At 69.5% G+C, this 21,148-nt stretch carries 1 protein-coding gene (only partly in view); it reads right to left on the reverse strand.

What is annotated here, in order from left to right:
* Window positions 1–21,148: the 3' portion of a proprotein convertase P-domain-containing protein gene (locus HCC78_RS04445; RefSeq protein ID WP_216671023.1), read on the reverse strand. 20,822 nt of this gene lie beyond the right edge of the window; 21,148 of the gene's 41,970 nt are visible here — the last part of the coding sequence; its start codon lies beyond the right edge, outside the window — the gene reads right to left on this strand; the stop codon is at window positions 1–3.

Consider the following 21,148-nt stretch of genomic DNA (forward strand, 5'->3'; position numbering starts at 1 on the left):
TCAAGCCGCTATGCGCGCCTTGCGTGTCCCGGGCAACGGTTGTGCACGCTCCGGGGCAGGCTCCGCGCGCAGCGCTGCCCGCGGGGCCGCTGCTGCCGGCAGGAGCGGCGGCAGGGCCGCCTCGGGTCCGGCTCCGTCTTCCGCTGCGGCCGGGACGGCATCCGCCGAGGCCGTCTCCGTCCCGCTGCCGCCCGCATCGCCGCCGGACAGTGCCGGCCCCGGCGCATCGAGCGGCCGCGCGCCGGGCTCGAGGATGCCGGCCATCCAGCTCTGGCCTGTCGCGTCATGGCCGAAGCCCAGGTAATGGCCGATCTCGTGGGTCAGGACTGCAACAAGGTCGATCCGGCCCACGGCATCCCGGTCCGTCGCCTGCCCCTCCGCGTCGAATTCCTCCGCCGCTTCCGGGGTCCGGTCGGCGAACCAGCCATGGCCCGCCGCATCCCGGTCGAGCGTGATCTGCGTTCCCGTCGTCACGCCCAGCATGGTGCCGCCGAGATTGCCGATGGCGGCCGAGAGCGCATCCATCGCCGCAACCTGCGCCTGGGCCAGCAATCCGGATCCGATCCACCGCTGCTTGGCCGCTTCCAGCGCCGCGGCGAGATCCTTCGGCACAAGCTGGTCGCCCTTGGACGCGCCGCTGCCCTCGGACGAGGCATGGAGCGCGCCGCTTTCGGTGATCGCCAGAGACCAGCCCGCCAGCTCTCCGCCGGTGCCCGACGCCAGATCCTCGATCCGCAGCGTCCAGGTGCCCGCCGCCACCATGCCGTCGAAGGCCGACAGCGCCTCGGCCGGGCGGAAGGTGCCGGTGTAGCTGCCGGACCCCGCCGCGATGTCCTGCCCTGCCTCGTCGTCGAACACGGTGCCGTCGAGCCCGGTCCCCTCGGCAAAGGCGACCAGCACCGCCCGCGCGCCGTTCGGGCCGATCAGGGTCAGCCGCAGGTCGGACAGGCTGCCATGGGCGAGCGTCACGGTGACGTTGACGTCGTCGATCACGAAGGCATCGGCGATCTCCAGGCTGGAGGTCACCGTGCCCTGCTCGGGCAGCGCCGCCCCCGCGCCGTCATAGCGGTGCAGGCCCGCCGGATCTTCCGCCGCCGCCGGCGCCTCCGCCGCGGCCGGCGTCCCGGCATCCGGCGTGCCGACCGCCACCGGCTCGCCTTCGGCCATCATCTCCAGGTTGTCGCAGGCGGACATCGCCTCGTAGAAGGTGCCCGTGCCCTCCAGGACGAAGATCCCGGCGGCGCCGTCGGTCACCGGCGCGTTGTAGGCATGGCCCTTGAGCACCTGGAACACCGCTTCCGGCGCGGTCGAGGACTTCACCTCGACCGAGATCGTGCGGCCCTTCAGCGTCGCCAGCATTTCGTAGATCCCGCCCTCCGGCAGCGCGACTGGCAGGAGCGCGTCGGTCACGTAGCCCCCGGCCAAGGTATAATGGCCCAGCACCGCCTGGTCCGCGCCCGGGTCGAGCACCGCGTATTTGAAGCCGCCCGAAGCCTGCAGGTCATAGACCAGCCCTGCCTTCCCTGCGGTCGAAAGCTGCGCCGAGAGCTGCCGCAGGTCGTTCTCGTCCGCCGCCACATCGGCGAGCGCCATGTCCCCGGCGGACAGCGTGACCTGTCCGTCCGCCTCCGGTTCCTCGGGATCGGCCGCGGAAAGATCGAAGACCGGCAGCCCCGTCTCCGGATTCAGCGCGGGCGCGGCATCGTCGAAGGTCTCGGTCGCCGAGAAGGTCAGCTCGGGCGGCAGGACCTGGACATAGACATTGTCGATCCGCGCCACGGAATCGACCGAGCCGATCCCCACAAGCCCGGCATTCAGCCCATGGCTGACGCCGAACTGGTCGATCCTCGGCTCGAAGACATAGGTGAAGTAGTCATTGCCGTCGACGACCAGCGTGGCCGTGGTGCCGTTGACCGACAGAAGGATCTGGTAGTCGCGGTCCGGCTTCAGCTGGCTGTTCGACTGCGCCAGTTCGTGCCAGCCCGCAGCGTCGCGGTAGCCCATCTCGATCTTGTCGTTGGAAATGTTCACTCCGGCATACTTGAAGTCCGTCGGGCTGACATAGTCGAAGATCGCGAAGGCATTGGATTTCAGCCCGGCAACCGGCTTGCCTGCATTGATGGTCGCGCTGATCTCGAAATAGCCCGGCTTGGCCGCGTCGACATAGAACACCGCCGCCGCGTCGCCGGCGGTGCCGTTCTCGGGGCCGATCTCCAGCCGCGCGCCGGTGACCTCGAAGCTGCCGGTGTCCGGCGCGAAGCCGAAGGCCGCCACATTCGCTCCGGCAGTGCCCGCATTGCCGCCGCCGGTGTTGAAATCCGCGCCGCGCAGCACGTCGCGCGCCCCGCCCGGAATGTTGCCCGGCTGCGGATCGTCCGGCGCGCCGGTCTGGTCCTGCCAGTCGTCATCGGCCTGGATCACCATGCCCAGCTCGCCGTCCGGCTCGCCCTGGCGGATGTCGTTCCAGTCGCCGCTCGTGTCCAATCCGCGGGTCGGATCGGCACCGTCGGACGCCGAAAGGTCGAGCAGGAATTCGCGGATCTGCGGCTGCAGCGCGCGGCTGACCGTGGCCAGGCCGAAGGGGGCGAAGGGCACGATGTAGCTGTTGAACTCGCCCGCCCAGTCGATCAGCCGGTCGCCGCCGGTATTGCCGATCAGCACGTCGCGCCCGGCCCCGCCGAAGGCCCGGTCCTCGTAGCTCAGGTCGGTATCCGGCACGTCGTTGGCCAGCGGATCGGCGGTACCTGCCGTGCTGCCGTGGTCGTCATCCACGTTGAGCAGGTCGTCGCCATAGCCGCCATAGGCATTGTCCTGGCCGGTGCCGCCGACGATCCAGTCATTGCCCAGGTCGCCGAAGATGCGGTCGTCGCCGTCGGTCAGCTTGCGCTCGCCGGTGGAGGCATGGCCCGGATAGGCGGTCGCCGGATCGGCGAGGTCGGCATAGGGCGCGCCCGGATCGGCCGGGTCGAAATTGCCGAACCATTCGAAGGTCGTGCCCTCGTGTTCGACCATGATCTTCTGGCGCGGGGCGTATTCGTCGTATTGCGCGAATTCCCCGGCCTGGACCCCGCCATGGTTCAGCAGCGTGCCGTCGTTGAAGGGCCGCGCGTAGTCGCTGCGCGCCGTCCCGGCAACGTTGCCCGCGCCGTCGAAGAAGGCAACCGCCGCCTCCGGCAGAGCCTCGGCCCCCGAGATGAAGTCGTCGCCCGCTCCGCCATGCAGGAAGTCGGAGCCGAGGCCGCCGAAGATGACGTCATTGGCATGCTCCGGCACGTCATGCGGATCTTCGTAGCCGAGCGCGGCATCGGTCAGGTTGAAGGGCGTCAGGTTGACCGCCTTCTTCAGCTCTCCGGCGACGTTGATCACGTCCTCCTGGAAGCCGCCGGGGGTGCGGATCTCCTGGCCGAGATCTCCGGAGGCCAGCGGGGCGACGGCGAAGAGCGGCTCGCCATAGGCGTCGGTGACGCGGCTGGTCCAGATCCGGCCGTCATCGCCGAGGATGCCGTCCTGGCCGGTGCCGCCGGAAATCCAGTCATGGCCGGTGCCGCCGATCAGGTCGTCATCCTGGCCCTCGCCGAAGATCACGTCATTGCCGGTCTGGCCGTAGGCGAAGTCGTCGCCCGCCTCGCCGTGGATCTCGTCCGCCGCGCCGATATCCGACAGCGCGGCCACCGGCTGGCGGTCGAGACCGCCCGGCGTGGTGTCGAGGAGCTGTGCCGCGCGCGCGACGATCCAGCGGTCGGAGAAGGTCTTCTGGTCGCCCGGCTGCGCCGTGCCGTCGCTGCCGCGGAAGGGATCGCGCAGATCGTAGTTGAAGCCCGCCTGCGCCGAGGTTCCCAGGCCGCCCGAGACGCTGACCGTGACGATGCGGAAGATGTTGCCGTTGTCGCCCAGGATCATGTCGGCATCGAGCGCATGGGCGGTCTCGCCGCTGTCGCCGTAGTGGTTGCGGCCAGCGAGCGCCCCGGTGGCCGGGTCCGCGACGTCCTGGCCGGTGCCGCCGAAGATCAGGTCGGAGCCGTCCGGACGCAGCAGGTCGGCCGCCGCCGGGTCGGCATCGTCGAGGCCGTAGAGGCTGGAGGAGCCGCCGATCAGGTCGTCCTGGCCCTCTCCGCCGAAGATCACGTCATTGCCGCCGTTGCCCTCGGCATAATCGTCGCCGTCGCGGTGCACGCTGCCCGCGGAGAACGGATCGCGGGTCGGGATCACGGACAGGTCGCCATCGCCGTCGCGCATCGCCATGACGTCTGCCGGCGCCGCGCCGTCCGCCTCTGCCGGGCGGCTGCCGTCCACGTCCTGGAAGACAACCTCGCCGTCGCCCTGGATCACATCGTCGCCGAGCTGGCCGAAGACCAGGTCGTCATCCGGGCCGCCTGCGATGTAGTCGGCACCGTAGCGGTTGACCGGCGTGTCCGCAGAGTGATCCAGGAGGAAGATCTGGCGGACCTGCACGCCGGTCGGGTCGAGTTCTCCGTCGTTGGAAAGGTCGCTATCGCCGTCGAACGTCACCAGCACCTCGCCGGTCGCCACGTCGTAGAGCACGCCGCTCTCCAGCAGGCGGTAGCGGGTGTTCTCGCTTGTGGCGGGGTCTCGCAGGCCGGTGCCGGTGCCGCCGCGGCGCAGGATGGTGCCGTTGTCGCCGAGGATGACGTCGTCATCGCTGGCCGAGGCGCTGCTGCCTCCCCCGGCCGCCACGTGGAAGGCCTGGGCCGCCGGGTCGAAATAGCCTGCCAGCGGCGTGTCCAGCACGGTGCCGCTGCCGATCGGCTGGGCGATGCCGCCGGCCAGCAGCGTCTCCGCCTCCAGCCGCGCCGCCACCGCGCCGTTGCCGTCGATCCGGTCGCTGCCGTCATGGCCGCCGGCGACATTGTGGCCGCCGATGATGTCGTCATCGCCGTTGCCGCCGTAGATCACGTCGCCGCCCTGCTGGCCGAGAATGATGTCCTCGCCATCCTCGCCGAAGATCAGGTCGGCCCCGCCGATTGGGAGGCCGAAGCGCGGATCCGAGGCGTCTTCCTCGGTATCGGTGACATCGGTCGCGGCGAAGGTGAAGCGGTCGGCCAGGTTGTCCTGAACCAGCGGCAGCGCCCGCGGATCGACCGCGCCGTAGCTGCTGCCCTGGCCGCGGTCATTGGCCTGGAGCCGGCCATGGTCGCCGAAGACCAGGTCGTTGCCGGCCCCGGCGAAGATCCGGTCGCCCGCGGTCCCGCCGAGGATCAGGTCGTTGCCCGCGCCCGACAGGATGATGTCGCGGCCGCCCAGTGTCGGGTCGGTCGTCGCGATCAGGTCGATGTCGCCCGGATCGGTGTCGAAGCCTTCCGTGTCCTCGCCTGTCTCCGTCGCGCGCCCGGCATCGGCGCGGGTCCAGTCGATCAGCCCGCTGTCGCCCAGGATGATGTTGACCGTGTCGCGGCCCGCCGCATCCGCCGCCTCGACGTCGTAGGCCTCCTCGTCCTTCGCCACGATCGTGTCGTCGCCGAAGCCGCCGAGGATGATGTCGAAGCCGTTGTCGCTGTTGTCGCCGTCGCCCCTGCCGGTTGTGATCTGGTCGTTGCCTCCGATCTCCGGCGCCACCGAGGTCACGAGGCCCAGCGTCAGGCCGAAGCTGCCGAAGCGGTCGGAATCGGCATCCGCCGCGCGGATCTCGCCGCTGTCGCCGAACACCAGGTTCGCCCCGTTGCCCGCGAAGATCGCGTCGCCCAGCTGGCCGCCGATCACGATGTCGTCGCCGTCGCCCGTGGTCACGGCATCGGTCCCGCCGGTCGAGGCGCCCTGGTCGGCGCTGCCCGCGCCGGCCGCCAGCGACGCGATCAGGTCGATGTCGCCCGGATCCAGATCGGCGCCGGCGCCGGCCGTGTCCGGGCGCTCCGCGGCGGTCCAGTCGATCAGCCCGTTGTCGCCGATCACGATGTTGCCGCCGTCGGCGCCGTTCGCGCCCTCGTATTCCCCGTCGCGCGCGTCGATCGTGTCGCCCGCCGCGCCGCCGATCACGATGTCGTCGTCATGGCCGGTGGTGATCCCGTCCGCCCCGCCGATCTCCGGCGCCACCGAGGTCACGAGGCCCAGCGTCAGGCCGAAGCTGCCGAAGCGGTCGGAATCCGAGAAAGCAGCCTCGATCCGGCCGTTGTCGCCGAACACCAGGTTCGCCCCGTTGCCCGCGAAGATCGTGTCGCCCTCCGCCGCATCGCCGGCGGCAGCCACGGTCTCGGTGGCAACCGGAAGACCATCCTCGCCGTAGCTCACGACGATGCCGTTGCCCTGATCCGCCGAGAGCCGCTGCTCGCCGTCCTCGCCCGCGATGACGATGTCGCCGCCATTGCCGGTGGTGATGACATCGCTGCCGCCCACATCCGGGGAGGTCGAGGCGATCAGGTCGATATCCGAGGCGTCGCCGTCGGCGCTCTCCCAATCGATCAGACCGTGGTCGCCGATCACGATGTTCCCGGCATCCGCAAGCACGTCTGTCTCGCCGTCATTGGCGGTGACGATGTCGCCGTCCACCCCGCCGAACACGATGTCGAAGCCGGTGCCGGTGATGATCTCGTCGCTGCCGCCCCACTCCGGATCCGCGCCTTCGGCTTCGCTCGACAGGCGCCCGAAGGCGATGGGCAGGGACGTCGAGGGTGCGGTGCCGTCCGCCGCGCCGGTGATCCAGCCGTTGTCGCCGAAGACCACGTTCGTCCCCGCCCCGGCATCGACCCTGTCGCCGTCCTCTTCGAGGCCGGTGACGGTCCGGGCCATCGCGCGGGTGCCGGGCAGCGGGCTGTCGGCGGCGGCCTTTCCGTCCTCGCCCGCGATGACGATGTCGTCGCCGCTGCCCGCGGTGATCGCGTCATTGCCGCCGAGCTCGGGCGAGAGCGTCATGATCAGGTCGATATCCGCTGCCCCCGACTTCAGCCCGTCGCCGCCATTCGCGGCCAGGTGGTCGCCGTCATTGGCAACGTAGTCGATCAGACCCATGTCGCCGAGCACGATGTTGCTGCCTTCGCCCGCATCGATCGTGTCGCCGTTGATCCCGCCGAAGATCCGGTCGTCGCCCGCGCCGCCGGTGACCGTGTCATCGCCGCCGACCAGCGGATCGCGGGTGGTCAGCAGCACCGGGTCACGGACCGCGCCGTCAGTCAGGTCGCCCGGCCCGCCGAGGCCGAGCCGTGCCACCAGCGCGCCTGCGGCGTCGAAGTAGTCCACCCGGCCGCGGTCGGCGAAGATGATGTCGCCCGCGCTTCCGCCCTCGATCACGTCGCCGTCCTGGCCGCCGAAGATGACCAGCGGCAGCGACGAGGCCGAGGCCAGCAGCCGGTCGATGTCGCTGAATTCCAGGTAGTCCTGGTACGCGCCCTGGCCGTCCAGCACCGTGGCGCCGTCGGCGATCTCGCCATCCTGCAGCGTGGCGGTCTCCACCCCGGCAGTCGCGCTGGCGATCTGCGCCATGTCGCGGCCGGCCAGGCTGCCGCCGAAGGTCAGCGTCAGCAGGTACCCTCCCTCAACCTCGGTCCGCGCCACCGAGAGCCCGTCGAAGAGGCTGGCATCGCCCTGGCCGTAGAGGCTGCGGAAGGCGGCCTCGACCGTGTCGATCAGCGCGGTGACCGAGATGGTGCCGCTGGCCGCCGCACCGCTGGAAAGGATGTCGGCCAAGATGACCGCGATGTTGCCGCCGCCGTCGAAGACGCTGTCGGGCACGAAGATCTGCTGCACCTCCGCTGCCGTGGCGAGATCGAGATTGGCCGTGACCGTGTCATTGCCGAGCCCGGTGTTCAGCGTGGTCCAGCTGCGGATGCCCGAGGCCTCTCCTGCGGCGCCGAGGCTGCCGTCGATCTCGATCACGTCATCGCCGAAGCCGGTCCAGATGGTCACGCCGCCGGCGAAGTCCGCGGCCGCACCGGCCCGGACCGTGATCGTCGCGGCGAGGCCGAAGAGATACAGGTCCGCGGTGGGCAGGCCGCCGTCGCGCAGCTGCGCGCGGGCCGCCTGGTCGGTGATGAGCACGGCGCCATCCCCGGCGGCGGAGCGTTCGTCGGAGATCATCAGCTGGTGGCTGCCGCCGCCCGTGTCGATGTTCAGCACGCCCTGCAGACCGTCGAGATGGCCCTCGAGGAAGTCGGTATCTTCGCCTGCCGCGAAGGCCGCGGCGGAGCTGACGAAGACCTTCTCGTTGCCCAGGCCGAGGCTCAGCGAGGTCACCGCGCTGGTGCCCTGGACATTGACGGTGTCGTCGCCGGAGCCGAGCGCGATGTCGAGCGTCTCGATGCCGTGATAGTCGATGCCGTCCTGCCGCAGCTCCATCACCGCCCGGTCGGACTGGATGCCCGCGGCCAGCGCGGTGCCGTTCAGCGCCAGGTTGGCCGCGATCTCGAATCCGCCGCCATGCAGGCTGCGCAGCACGAGCGCGGTGCCGGCGGCCTCGGCCGACCAGAACGGTCCCTCGGCATCGTTGATCGCCGCGGCCAGCCCGGCCAGCATCGCGGACAGGTCCTCGCCCGCGGCAGCCGTGTAGGAGAAGGCCGCCGTGCCGCCCGCGACAACCGCGTTGGTCAGGCTGATCGTGACCGTGTCGCCCTCGGCGACCGCGGCATCCTCGGCCACGATGTCGAAGCGGGTCGCGGCGCCTTCCAGCCGCTCTGCCGATGTCACCGCCTCCAGCGCGATTCCATCGAGCGACAGCGCCTGCGCCACGTCGATCCCCGCGATCCCCGGCAGCTCGGCGGCCGAGACCGCCACCGCCAGCACCAGGCCTTCCGCCGTTGCCGTCAGGCCGGTGGCCGCGTCGATCTCCGCCGCGAGCCCGGCCAGCGCCGCCGCGGCATCCGTGCCGGCGGCGAAGGCATGGGAGAAGTCCAGCACGCCGGAGCCGCGCAGCTCGAGCGACAGCGACAGCACGCCGTCCGCATCGGCCCTGAAGGTCTCGATGATGCCGTTCAGTTCCAGCTGCTCCGGCGCGACCGCGAAGGACAGGTCCTGCGCGCGGCCGAGCAGCGAGGTGTCGATCGACGTGGCCGTGGCACCGCGCAGGGCGCCCTGGAAGGTCAGGTAGAAGGTGTCCTCGATCTTCCGCACCGCGAAATTGTCCGTGTAGGGCAGGAAGTCGAATTCGTTGTTCGGGTTCAGGATCAGTTCCAGCGCGTCGGCCAGCTCGGCGGCGGTGATGTCGTAGGGCAGCGCCGGGGTGATGACCGTGACCATGTCGCCCTCGACATCCGGCACGTCGAAGACCAGGCGGAAGCTGCCGCCATCCGCGGCGATGCGGATGGTCTGCACCGTGTTCAGCCCCGGCTCGACCGTGCCGTCGCGCAGCGTGGCGATGAAGACATCGGCCGAGGCGCCCTCGTTGGCCACGAGATCGCTGACCGGGCTGGCCGCGCCCTCGGTGGTTGCCTGGCCGGGCGCGAAGGTGATCTCGAAGGCCCATTCGAACAGTGCGCCGTCCTCGGGGTCGCGGTCGACGGAGAGCCGCGTTCCGACCGCCGCCGCGGCGAATTCCGGCGCGGCGCCGATCGCCGCTGCCATGCCCTGCGCGATGTCGGCCAGCGTGTCGCCTGCCTGCACCGTGTAGCCATAGGCCGCGCCTCCGACGGTGACGGTCCAGATCTCGCCGGCCAGCGGCGTGCCGCCGAGCTCCAGGTCGAGATCGAAGCGCGCCCCGTCCTCGGATCCGTCGGCGAAGGCGATCTCGGTCTGGTCGATCCCGGCATCCTCGCCGGAGAACACCACCGTGTAGAGGGTGGAGCCGTCCAGATCCTCGGAGAGGACGCGCAGCGAGGCGCCGCCGAACAGCGCCGAGAGCTTCGCCGCCAGCGCGGCGGCGGTGGTGCCGAAGCCGACCGAGACATAGGCGGCCCCGGCGGTGCGGCGCACGCCCTCGGCACCGTCATCGGCAAGGCCCGCATCCGTGCCGTAGCCGTCGGCGCGAAGCGTGAAGTCGCCGCCGGCGGCCTGGACCTCAATGGTCTGCACCTCGGCCACGGTCGGCATGTCGAGCCCCAGGATCGTGCGGCCGGTCAGGACCATCGCGTTGGCGGTGGTGTCGCCGGAATCGTCCAGCTCCATCCGGTCGGTGCCCGCGCCGCCGTCGACCGCAACCAGCCCGGTCAGCTGGTCGGCCAGGGCCTCGTCGGACCCCAGCAGCACCGTGTCGTCGCCGTCGCCCAGCAGGATCTCGACATGGCCGTCCGCCGTCTTCAGCTCGACCCGGTCGTCGCCCGCGCCGGTATCCAGCCGGGTCTGGCCAAGATGGGTGCTCTCGATGACGAAGCTCCGGTCGTCGCCGCGGCCCAGCTCGATATCGACCACTTCGAGCCCGCCATAGGTGATGCCGCCCTCGAATTCCTCGCCGCCGATCACCGTGCGACCGCCCATGCCCAGGCCGGTCAGCCGGTCGGCGGTCAGCACCGCGGCATTGTCCGCCACGCTGCCGCCGTGGAAGACGTTCATCACGTCGACCTGCTCGGCCTCGTCGACGCGCACATTCGGGTTCACCGGCCCGTAGAAATAGTCGTCGCCCGCCGCGGGCGCGTCCGGCACGTCGCCGCTCAGACGCACCTCGGTGCCCGAGACGACGGGCGACAGGCCGGAACTGATCCGGTTCGCCAGGCCGCGCGTGACCGTGGCAACGCCCGCCGCCCCTGCCGTGACCGGCAGGACCGCACCGTCGACGGTCAGCGTCCAGAGGCTGCCCTCGGCAACCAGGCCGGGCTGGTCGAAGAAGAGCGCCGCAAGCACCCAGGAGACATCGGCAAACTCGCCCTTCAGCGGATCGGGACGGCCCGAAATGACCGGCGCCGCCGTGCCCGCCACGGCCACGCCGGCCTGGAAGCTCGCGCCGCCGTCATTGACGATCTCCAGCTTGGCATCGCCCAGCAGGTCGACGCGGATGCCCGCGCTGTATCCGGCCAGGGCATCGATCTTGGCCGCCAGGCCGGTGATCAGGGAATTGGTGAAGAGCGCGCCGTCCGGAACGGTGTAGGAGGTCTGGACGGTCCCGCCGGATTCGTCGGTGAGCGTGACCGTCCAGGTCTCGCCGGTGGACGAGACCGCGCCGGTGGCCGACAGCACCAGGCGCTCCCAGAACAGGCTGGCCAGATGCGGGTCGTCCTGGTCGGGACGGCCCTCGAATGTGACATAGCCGCCGCCGAAGGCGTCGACCGCGCCGCTGCCGTCCGGATCGACGGTCAGGCCCAGCTGCACCGGATCGCTCTCGGAGCCGAAGGACAGGATGTCGGCATTGGTCTCGACCACGTCCACGCGGGTGCCGAAGGCCGGATCGGCGAAGAACGCCCCCGCCTGGACCGAGACCGCGAAGGCGGAGGTCCCGTCATCCGCGGCCGCCGCGAAGGCCAGCGCATCGCTGCGGGTCAGGACCAGCGCATCCTCGGAGACCGACAGCAGGTAGCCGCCCCGCGCCGCGTCGCCGAGCGCGTCATAGGCCGCGGCGAAGCCCGACAGCGCCTCGGCCAGGCCCTCCCCGGCCTCCAGCGTCACCGCCAGCTGCAGATCCGGCGCGCCGCTGCCGCCTGCCGCTCCGGCGGTCAGCGTCAGGACGCGCTGCGCGCCGGTGGCCGCCAGGCCGGACAGGTCGACCACATGCTCCTCGGCCAGCGTGCCGGAGAGGAACAGCAGCTCGTAGAGATAGTCGTTGAAGCGCGGATCGAAGCCGGGCCGCTCGCCGTAGAGCTCGTTGACGTGATAGGCGCCGCGGTCGGTCAGCACGTAGGTGTCGCCGTCGATCTCGAAGCTGTCGAGCTGGCCGTCGGGCAGCGGATAGTTGGTCTCGCCCGGCAGGCGGAACGGATCCTCGAGGAAGCGCTCCTCGGCCACCAGCACGCCGCCCTCGATGACCAGCGGGCCGCGGATTGCGTCGACCCGCTCCTCGAAGGCCGCGAAGACCAGCGCGTCTCCGCCGTCGACGAAGCTGTCGTCGATCGCCATGACGCCGACCTTCTGGGCGTCGGACCAGTTGTCCTTGCCGAAGACCACGAATTGGCGCAGCGCCATCCGGCCCAGGGTGAAGGGATCGGCCGTGTCGGTCCGGGCGATCCCGACCGAGGCGGAGTTGGCGTCGAAGATCTCGCCGAGGCGGCTCTGGATGGTGATGACCCGGCCGAGCACGGTCACGTCCCATTCCAGCGGCTGCGACAGCGTCAGGTTCAGGTCGTCCGCCGCGACGATCTGCGCCGCCAGATCCGCCGCGACGCCGGCCAGGGTGTCGCCGAAGGCCACGTCATGGCTGAACGTGTCGCCGCCGAAGGCCAGCGTCCAGGTCTCGCCCACCGCGACGCCGCCGGTCAGCTCGATCGACAGCTGCTGCTCGAGCGCCGCATTGCGGGACACCTCGATCGCGGCGCCGCCGGTCGTGTCCGGGCTGACCGACATCTCGACGAAGAACCGCGCCGTGCCGCCCGCCGCGTCGAGGATGCGGATCGCGCTGCCCGATTCCAGCGCCGCCAGGTAGCGGCCGCTGGCCAGGCCGTTGATCCCGTCGGCCAGCGCCTGGGCGACCTCGCCCAGCGTCGTCGCGGCATCCGGCACCCGGAAGGAGACCGTCTCGGTGGCCAGGACGTTGCCGTCGCCGTAGAGCACCAGCTGCCAGGTCTCGCCCTCGGCGACCAGCGTCGATGCCGCGGAGGCCCCCGCATAGCCGAGCGAGACAAGCGCATTGGAGGTGGCGAGCCGGACCTGGACCTCCTCGTTCTCGCCGAAATTGTTGTCGGCATTGAAATCGTCGTCGGAATTCAGCGTCCGCGTCTTCAGCGGCGTGACTTCGACGGTCACGGTTTCGTCGTCCTCCAGCGCATTGCCGTCGGCATCGAAGCCCGGCACGCCGGTCAGCAGCAGCTCGTAGCTGTCGACCATCGGCGCATAGGGCGTGGCGGAGGTGGAGGGATACTCGGTCAGCAGGTTCTGCGAGATCTCGTAGAGGCTGGTATCGTCCGGGGCGACGGTCCAGGCATCCGCTGCGCCGTTGCCGTACTGGACGGTGTAGGTGGAGGTCTCGGGATCATAGCCGGTGATGATGCCGCTTTGGCCCGCGCCCGCTCCCTCGACAATGGTCAGCACCTTGCCGATCAGCGGCAGCTGGTCGGGGTTGGTCTCGTAGCGCGGGATCGAGATGTTCAGGTCGTAGCTCAGCCCGGTCTGGACATACGGCAGGAATTCGATCTCGCGGCCGTCCGGTCCGTCGGTGATCATCGCCGAGGTGACCCGGACGTCGATATCCGCCAGCGACCCGATATCCGCCGCGGTGAAGGTGTAGGTGATGAAGGGGTCGTCCGCCGTCACCGAGCCCGGATCGATGCCGCTGTAGTCGTCCTCGTCGAGGACATAGTCGCCGTCGGTGTCATTGCCGCCCAGCCAGGAACGCTCCAGCAGGGTCCTTGTGCCGCCAGAGACCTTGTAGAGCTCCAGCACCGGCACATAGGTGACCTCGAGCCGGTCATAGACCACCACCGGAACCTCGTAGGTGATCTCGAAGCCGAACAGGTTGAAGACGGTGATCTCCTGGATCTCGACGCGCGGCACGTCGATCACCTGGGTCAGCGGCACCACGTTGTCGATGTCGAAGACGGTGGTTATCGCGCCCTGGCGCTCCAGCAGGAACTTGAAGGGCGCGTCCTCGGTCCCGGAGCCGTCGGCCCGCTGGCCCGCGGTGCCGTCATAGATGCGCAGCAGCGGCGTCACCGCGGAGGCCGACAGCGTGTTGCCGGAGACGCCGCCCTCGGCATCGGTGACCGAGGTCGCCACCGTGAAGCCCACCCCGCCGTCGCGCGAGACGGTGAAGCTGCTGCCAGCGGGCGTGCCGGCCGAGAAGAAGCCGTGATCCAGCCCGGCCGCCAGCGCCGCGGCCACCTCTTCGGAAGTGTCGGTCGTGCCGTCCACGGTGACGCTGGCAGTCCGGGTCACCGCGCCCGCCGTCAGGGTGACCGTGAAGACGTCGCCCTGGGTCACGTTGCCGACGGTGATCGTGCTCTCGCTGTTTTCGACCTCGGCGACCAGCTCCTCATGGCCGGTGGAGGCATCGTTGATCGCCGCCGCGACCAGGCTGGCGATCTTGGCGGCGTCGCGCTCGGACACGTCCAGATCGCCGGCGGCAGGCAGCGCGATCTCGTAGCTGCGGCCGTCCAGATGCAGCGTCCAGATCTCGCCGCCGACATATTCGGCGTCGATCCGGTAGTAGAGCTCGTCATAGAGCGGCGTGTCGGCGCTGGTCTGGACGGTATCGGCCGAGGACGTGTCCTCCGGCTCCGGGACGACGCGCTCCAGCTTGATCGCCCCAAGATCCAGCGCGTCGCCGTTGTCCGCTGCATAGGTCACGGTGATCTCGTCGCCGGTCAGCTCGGCATCTGCCGTCACCCGGCCGCCGGAAGCCGCCTCGAGGATGGAGTCGATCTTGGCGGTAATGCTGCTGCTCGGGTCGGAACTGCCGACCGTCACCGGGCTTGCGTCGCTGCCCACGTAGATCCGGTCACCGGCATCCACTGCGGAGAGGAAGGTCAGCGTCTGGCTGTAGTTCTCGTCGATCTCGCCGCGCAGATCCATCGCCCCGGCCAGCTCCGGCGAGGTTACGGAGTTGACCTCGAAGCTGACATCCGTGGTGCCGGATATCAGTGCGAAGAGCGTGTCGCCCAGCAGCGCGGTGACCGCCCCGGAGACGCCGGATTCCACATGGTCCGCAAGGGCGGCAAGGAAGTTTTCTTCCGTGGTGTCTCCGTCTGCGATCGCCGTGCTTCGGTCGAACACCAGCGTGCCGGCCGGAGTCTCGACGGGCGTCGTGCCGGCGAAGAAGGAGACATCCCAGATCTGGCCGATCTGGACGATGTCTGCCAGATTATCCACGGCGAGGCCGCGGAAGGTCCCCTGCGGGTTGATGCCGGTCGCTGCCGGCGTGCCGCCGTCGACGCTGACCTCCGCCTCGCCGCTGCCATCCGCGACAGTGGTGACGTGCTCCTCGGCATTGGCGCCCTGGCCGACGGTCTTGGTGCCCGAGAGCGAGATGGATACTTCGCCGCTGGTCTTCGTGGACGCGACATAGAGGATGCTGCCCTCGGCCCAGGCGACATAGCCGCTGATCGCCGCCCCGTCGATCGCCTCCGCCATGGCGGCGGCCAGGTCCGCTGCGCTGTCGGCACCGTCGACATCGACATCCGTGCCGTCCACGCTGACGGTCCAGTCGCTGTCCGAATTCGGCACGCCGTCAAGATCGAGGGACCGGACGCGCAGCTGCTCGCCGAAGATGATGCCGGTTGTCGAGGGATCGGCAGCCTCCTCCACGGTCAGCGCGACTGAGAACACCTTGTTGCTGCCGCTGACCGTCAGCGTGCCGCCCGAGCGGGTCACGCTCAGCGGGACGGTCTGGGTGATGAATTGGCTGCGGAGATCGGCAGCGACCTGCGCCAGCACGTCGGCGCTGCGCTTCATCTCGTCGGTGACGGTGGTCGAGGCAACGTAATCGGTCCCGTCCAGCGTGACCGTGGCCACCCAGATCTCGCCCGGCTGCGCGTCGCCGGTCAGGCGGATCTCCGCCCCGCCGTAATGGGCCGCCGCGACGGTCTCGCGGGCAAGCGTGCCGCTGCTGTCGCGCGTCGCCGCCACCGACCCGGTGATCTCCACCTCGCCCCCGGGAGTCTCGCCGGTGATCGTGACCTTGACGCTGAAGGCGGCACCGGCGGAATTGGCGATCCGGACCGTCGATCCGTCGCTTTCGGCGAGGTAGCTGCCGAGCCCGTCCAGCGCCTCGGCCAGGGCCGTTGCCAGGCCGTCCGCAGAGACGATCCCGTCCGCGCCGTATTCGATTTCGTCCGCCAGCGCCGCGCTGCCGTCATCGAGCTGGATGCGGTAGACATCGCCAGCCGCCGCCGTGCCGGCCAGCGCGATCTCCAGCGCCTCGCCGTCCAGCGCCGTGCCGGTCGAGAAGAAGATCGGGCTGCCGTCGCCGTATGCCGGCTGGGTGCTGCGCACCACCTCGCCGACCGAGGCGATCGAGTGCTCCAGCCCGATCACCGTGCGGCCGGTCAGGTTCACCCCCCCGGGATCGGTGACGATCAGGTAGACCTCGCCCTCCCCAACCGTCACGACGTCGATGTCGCCGGCCGAATAGCGGGTCTCCTTGGAGAGGATGTCGGTCTTCAGCGCCTTGGCGACCCCCTCGGCGGTGGTTTCGCCGGTCGCGGTGAAGTCGGCATAGCGCAGGCCCAGCGTGAATGTGTCCGAAGCCCGGATCGGGTCGAAGCTGCCGTCGCCGTCTGCATCGGTGGCGCCCGTGATATGGATCGCGACCTTGTCGTAGAACTTGTCGCTGTTCACCGGCGGATTGGCCGCGGGCACGGTCGAGCCGGTATCGGTGGAGACCTGGTCGCCGCTCAGCGTCACGCGGAAGATGTCGTCGGTGCGGTCGCCCGAGCCCTTGATCACCGCATAGGGCACGAAGAAGTCGATGCCGCCCTCGGGCTGGTTGCCGATGTCGGGGTTGTAGAAGGTGAAGAAGCTGGCGGTCGGGTCGATCAGCTGGAAGCCGAGCTGCCGCTGCGCCGCCTCGTCCTCCTGGGTCGGCGCGGCCTCGAAGAGGAAGCCGTCCACCTCGCGGCCCTCCAGCGAGACATGCAGCGTGTAGTCCACGCCCTCGGGCAGGGCGCGCCCGGCGATGGCATTGTCCACCTCGATCACGTAGAGCCCGGTTTCCTCGAAGGTGTAGGTCAGCAGGGACTCGTAGAAGAAGGCGCCGCGCTGGCCCTCTGCCGGGGTGTCGTAGAAGGAGATGATCGAGCCGGTCGCCAGAAGCTCTTCCTGCAGCGCGCCGTCACTGTCCTCTTCCAGCCGGTAGAGCCGCAGGATCGAGGCCCAGAACTCGGGATCGCTGAACTCGAAGGCGTCGTCGATGTCGAAGATCGCCCGCAGCTTTCCGCCCGGCACCAGCATCGTGTCGTCGATGTTGAAGCTGAAGTAGTCGGCCTCGCCCTCGCCTTCGCCCATGATCGTCAGATGCGGCAGCGTGATCAGCGTCGGGTCGAGATCGCTCCGCGCCACCTTGCCGATCGCCGGGACGTCGTTGTCGTTCCAGTCGGCCAGGTCGAGATCCTGGGCCGAGAAGATCGAGTTGTTGGTGCCGTTCTCGTCGATCACCGCGACGCCGAAATCGCCCGAGAAGGTGACTTCGTTGCTGCCCGCCCCGGTGACGATGTCCGGATCAGTGCGGCCGTCGCCGGTGCGGACATAGCCGCTGCCCAGCAGCGCCAGCTCGGTCGGCTCGATCACGACGGTCGAACCGCCGGTCTCCAGCACCAGCACGCCGGGCGCATCGTCATCCGTGATCAGCACGTCCATCACCCCGGGCAGGGTCTGGTCGCGGTTGCCGCCCGCCTCGAAGCCATAGCTGCCGCGGTCTTCGGCGAGGGACGCATCGGTCAGGTTGCCGCCAAGATCCAGCGTCCAGGCATCGCCCTCGGCGACCGGCGCCACGACTGCCGGAACCTGCAGGAAGAGCGTCTGCCAATGGGTGGCGGACAGCACCGAACCTGCCCCCAGCGTGCCGCCGGTCTCCGACGTAACCGCGTCGGCCGAGGCTTTGCGCTGCAAGATCACCGAGAAGGCGGACACTTCGGACAGGCCCGGCGCCTTGCGGACCGCCAGCACGTTTCCGTCGCCTGCCAGGGTCGCACTGGCAACATCGAGCGACAGGCCCGCGTTGATTTCGCCCTCGATGCCCGACAGCGACGTGAAAACGGTGAAGCCGGTAGCGGAGGTGATCTGCAGGTAGCCGGCCAGCACGGTCACCCCATAGCCGAGCCCGGCAGACTCGATCTCGCCCTTCAGCCCGGTGGCAATGTCCTGGACCGACGTCTCCGTGCCGTCGGCCGTGAAGGCGAATGCCTGTCCGTTCAGCTCGACCGTCCAGGCGACGCCGGCCTGGAATTCGTCGGCCGCCATGCCGATGAGCGCTTCGGTCATCAGCGGCGAGGCGGCATAGCGCCCCGTGGAGATCATGTCGGCCGCCAGCTGGCGGGTGACCGCGGCGAAGCTGCCCGCGGAGACCGCGCGGAATTCCTGCCCGTCGAGATAGACGAGGAAGGTTTCGCCGAGCGCCGGGATGCTCGTGCCGGAGGCCGCCTCGAGCTCCACCATGGCCAGGTCGTAGGCGCGCTGGCTCTGCGCCGCGGCCGCCAGGGCGGTGCCTTCGGGATCGGTGGCCTCGGCCTCGAAGGCGGCGCCGTCCTCGATCATCACGACGCGGCCGGCCGCGGCGGAAGAGATCACCGCGCCGCCATGGGCCGCCGTTCCGGCCACGTCGAAGGAAATCGTCACCCCGGCGGCGGCATCCGCCGCCACGATGCTCAGCACGGCCGTGCTGCCGACCTGCGAGACGCTCGCCCCGGTCTGCGCGCCGAGGCCCGAGAAGAGCGCGGCCAGCGCCTCGGCGATTTCCGGCAGCGTGTCGGTGACGGCATCGACCACGACCGCGCCCGAGACGCCGCCGACGGTCAGCGTCCAGACATCGCCCAGCTCCGGCGCGAAGTCGCGCGAGGCGGTGGCGCCCGGCTGGGCGAGGCGCAGCACTGCCGAGACATAGCGGTCCTCGGCCACGCGCAGCTGGCTGCTGTCGCCGTTGAAATCCGCCGCCAGGCCGGAAGCGACCTGGTCGGTGGTCACGCCGAGGAAGTTGTCGAGGTCGCTGCCGCCGTCATCGAAGATGTAGTGGCTGATCCGGGCATAGTGGTTGCCCTCGTCCTCGCTGTCGTCCAGCGCCGCGACCGAGATCGCCTGGCCGCGGTTCCAGGCATTGGACGCAGTCTCGTCGGCCGAGAAGGTCACCGAATAGGACTTCACCAGCCCGCTGTCGTCGATCACCGTCACCGCACTGGTGTCCAGCAGCTCGATGTCGTCGCCCTCGATCTCCAGGAGCACGCGGACATCGCCGGTCGGCTTGCGGGTCAGCACCAGGTAGTAGTCGTCGGTCGCCGAGATGGTCAGCGGGCTGCCGTTCTCGGCAACGATGGTGCGGTTCTCGCGGTCCAGCGCATCGGCGCGGGTGGTGCTGTCATAGGCCGGGTTGTCGGCGGCGATCAGCAGCGCGGCGGAGTCGTTGTCGACCACCTCGACCACCACGCCCGGCACGGCCAGCCCGTCATAGGCATCGCCGTCGCCGCCCTGGCGGCCCTCGACGACCGTGTGCTGGATCGTGTAGCCGCGGGTGCCCTCGGCCAGGCTGTCCTCGGGGGCGGTGACGGTCAGCGCCTGCGGGATCCACCAGTTGGTGCGGTCGAACACCACCGTCGCGCCCACATCCGACCCGTTGATCCGGATGCCCTGCCCGCCTGCCAGCGTCTCGCGTTCCGACAGCGCCACCGGCGCGGCGGTCACCCGCACCGTGTCGAGCGGCGAGCGGGTCAGGACGATCTGGTAGCTGTCGACGATCAGGTTGCCGTCGGCATCCGGTCCCTCGAAGACCCTGAGCGGCCCGCCGTTCTCCAGCACGATCAGCCCGGCCTCGTCGTTGTCGCCGATCTGGGCCACGACGTCCTGGGTGAAGATCGCCATGTAGCGCGAGTTCAGGTCGTCCGAGGTGACCTCATTCGAGATCAGCCCGGAATGTCCGGCGAGGCTGTTGGACACCACGGTGATGGCGCCGCCCTCGGTGATGCCCTCCAGCCGCGCGCCGCCGATGTTGAACGTGTCGGAACCGAGCCCGCCGATGATCTCCACCAGCACATTCTCGGAGGTCGACTGGATGAAGAACGTGTCGTTGCCCTCGGTGGCATCGACGGAGACCTTCTCCACCGCGGTGTAGGAGATGAACAGGCCGGCGCCGAAGACCCCGTCCTCGGTCACCACGAAGTCGTCGCCGAATTCGGTGCCGATCACGGTGATCGTGTCGAAGCCGTCGCCGCCGTCGATCCGCACCGGGGCGTTGACGTTGAAGTCGATGAAATCCGCGCCCTGGCCGCCGTTGATGTTGGTGAAGGGCGCCTTCGGATCGTTCGGGTTGACCTTGACGAAGGCGCGGATGCGGAAGGTGTCGTCGTCGTTCTCGCCGAACAGGAACAGCTCTGCCTTGTTGGAGTAGACCGTGAAGCTGTCGTTGCCGTCGCCGCCGAACAGCGTCGAGCTGATCGAGATGCCGTTCGACAGGAAGCCGCGGGTCGTTTGGGTGGTCTCGTAGTAGTCCTCGGGGACCAGGCCGTTATACGGATTGTCCTCGTCGCGGGCCGAGGCATAGACCTGTCCGATCTGGAAGGTGTCGTCGCCTGCATCGCCGAAGATCACCAGCGGCGAGGCATTGTCGTCGAGGATGAACGTGTCGTCGCCCGCACGGCCGAAGACCTGCACCGCCCCGTCGATCGAGCTGTCGTATTCGATCCGCTCGACCGCGCTGGAACTCGTCGGCAGCCGGGTTTCCGCATCGACCTGTATCGCCGCAACCAGCCCTGTCGCGCCGCCCGGCGCATCCTGGTTGGCGCGGAACAGCAGGAAGTCGTCCTCGTCGGTGGCGAAGATTCTCAGCTGGTCGATGCCGTCGCCGTCATCGGCCACCCGGATTTCCGAGCTGCCGAGGCCGCTCAGGCCGATGTCGTAGGTGTCGTTGCCGCCCAGCCCGTGCAGTTCCAGCACCGACTTGATGCCGTTCTCGAAGGTCTGGCGGCCGCGGATGTCGTAGTTCACCTTCACCACGTCATGGCCGTCGCCCAGATAGACCGAGGTGAAGCCGGTCGTGCCGCCGATGGTCAGCACGTCGTTCGACTCGTTGTCGATCTCGGTCTCGTCGCCGGTGAAGACCACGGTCAGCCCGGCGTGGGTGTTGCCGATGTGGAAGCCGTTGTTGCCGTCAGACAGGTGCAGCAGCAGGCTCTCGAAGCCCTCGTAGGCAATGCCGATCTGCACCCCGATGCCGGTCAGCAGGTCCTCGGCCAGCTCGCCGCCCAGGTCGCCCGCCGTGTCGTTGTCGTCGCGGATCACCAGCCGGTCGAGCCCGGCATCGGCATCGCCGCCCTCGAGGCTCAGCAGCCCGGTGCGGATGTAGTTGGCCGAACGCGCCACCTGGTCGACCGCGGTGACCAGCTCGTCCGGCTCGCCGACATAGATGCTGTCCGCCCCGGTGCCGGCATCGACATCGGTCCGGCCGTCGGTGCGGCGGATCTCGATCGTGTCGTCGCCGCCGAAGCTGTCG

The organism is Mangrovicoccus sp. HB161399, from assembly GCF_013184745.1.
Taxonomy (GTDB): Bacteria; Pseudomonadota; Alphaproteobacteria; order Rhodobacterales; family Rhodobacteraceae; genus Mangrovicoccus.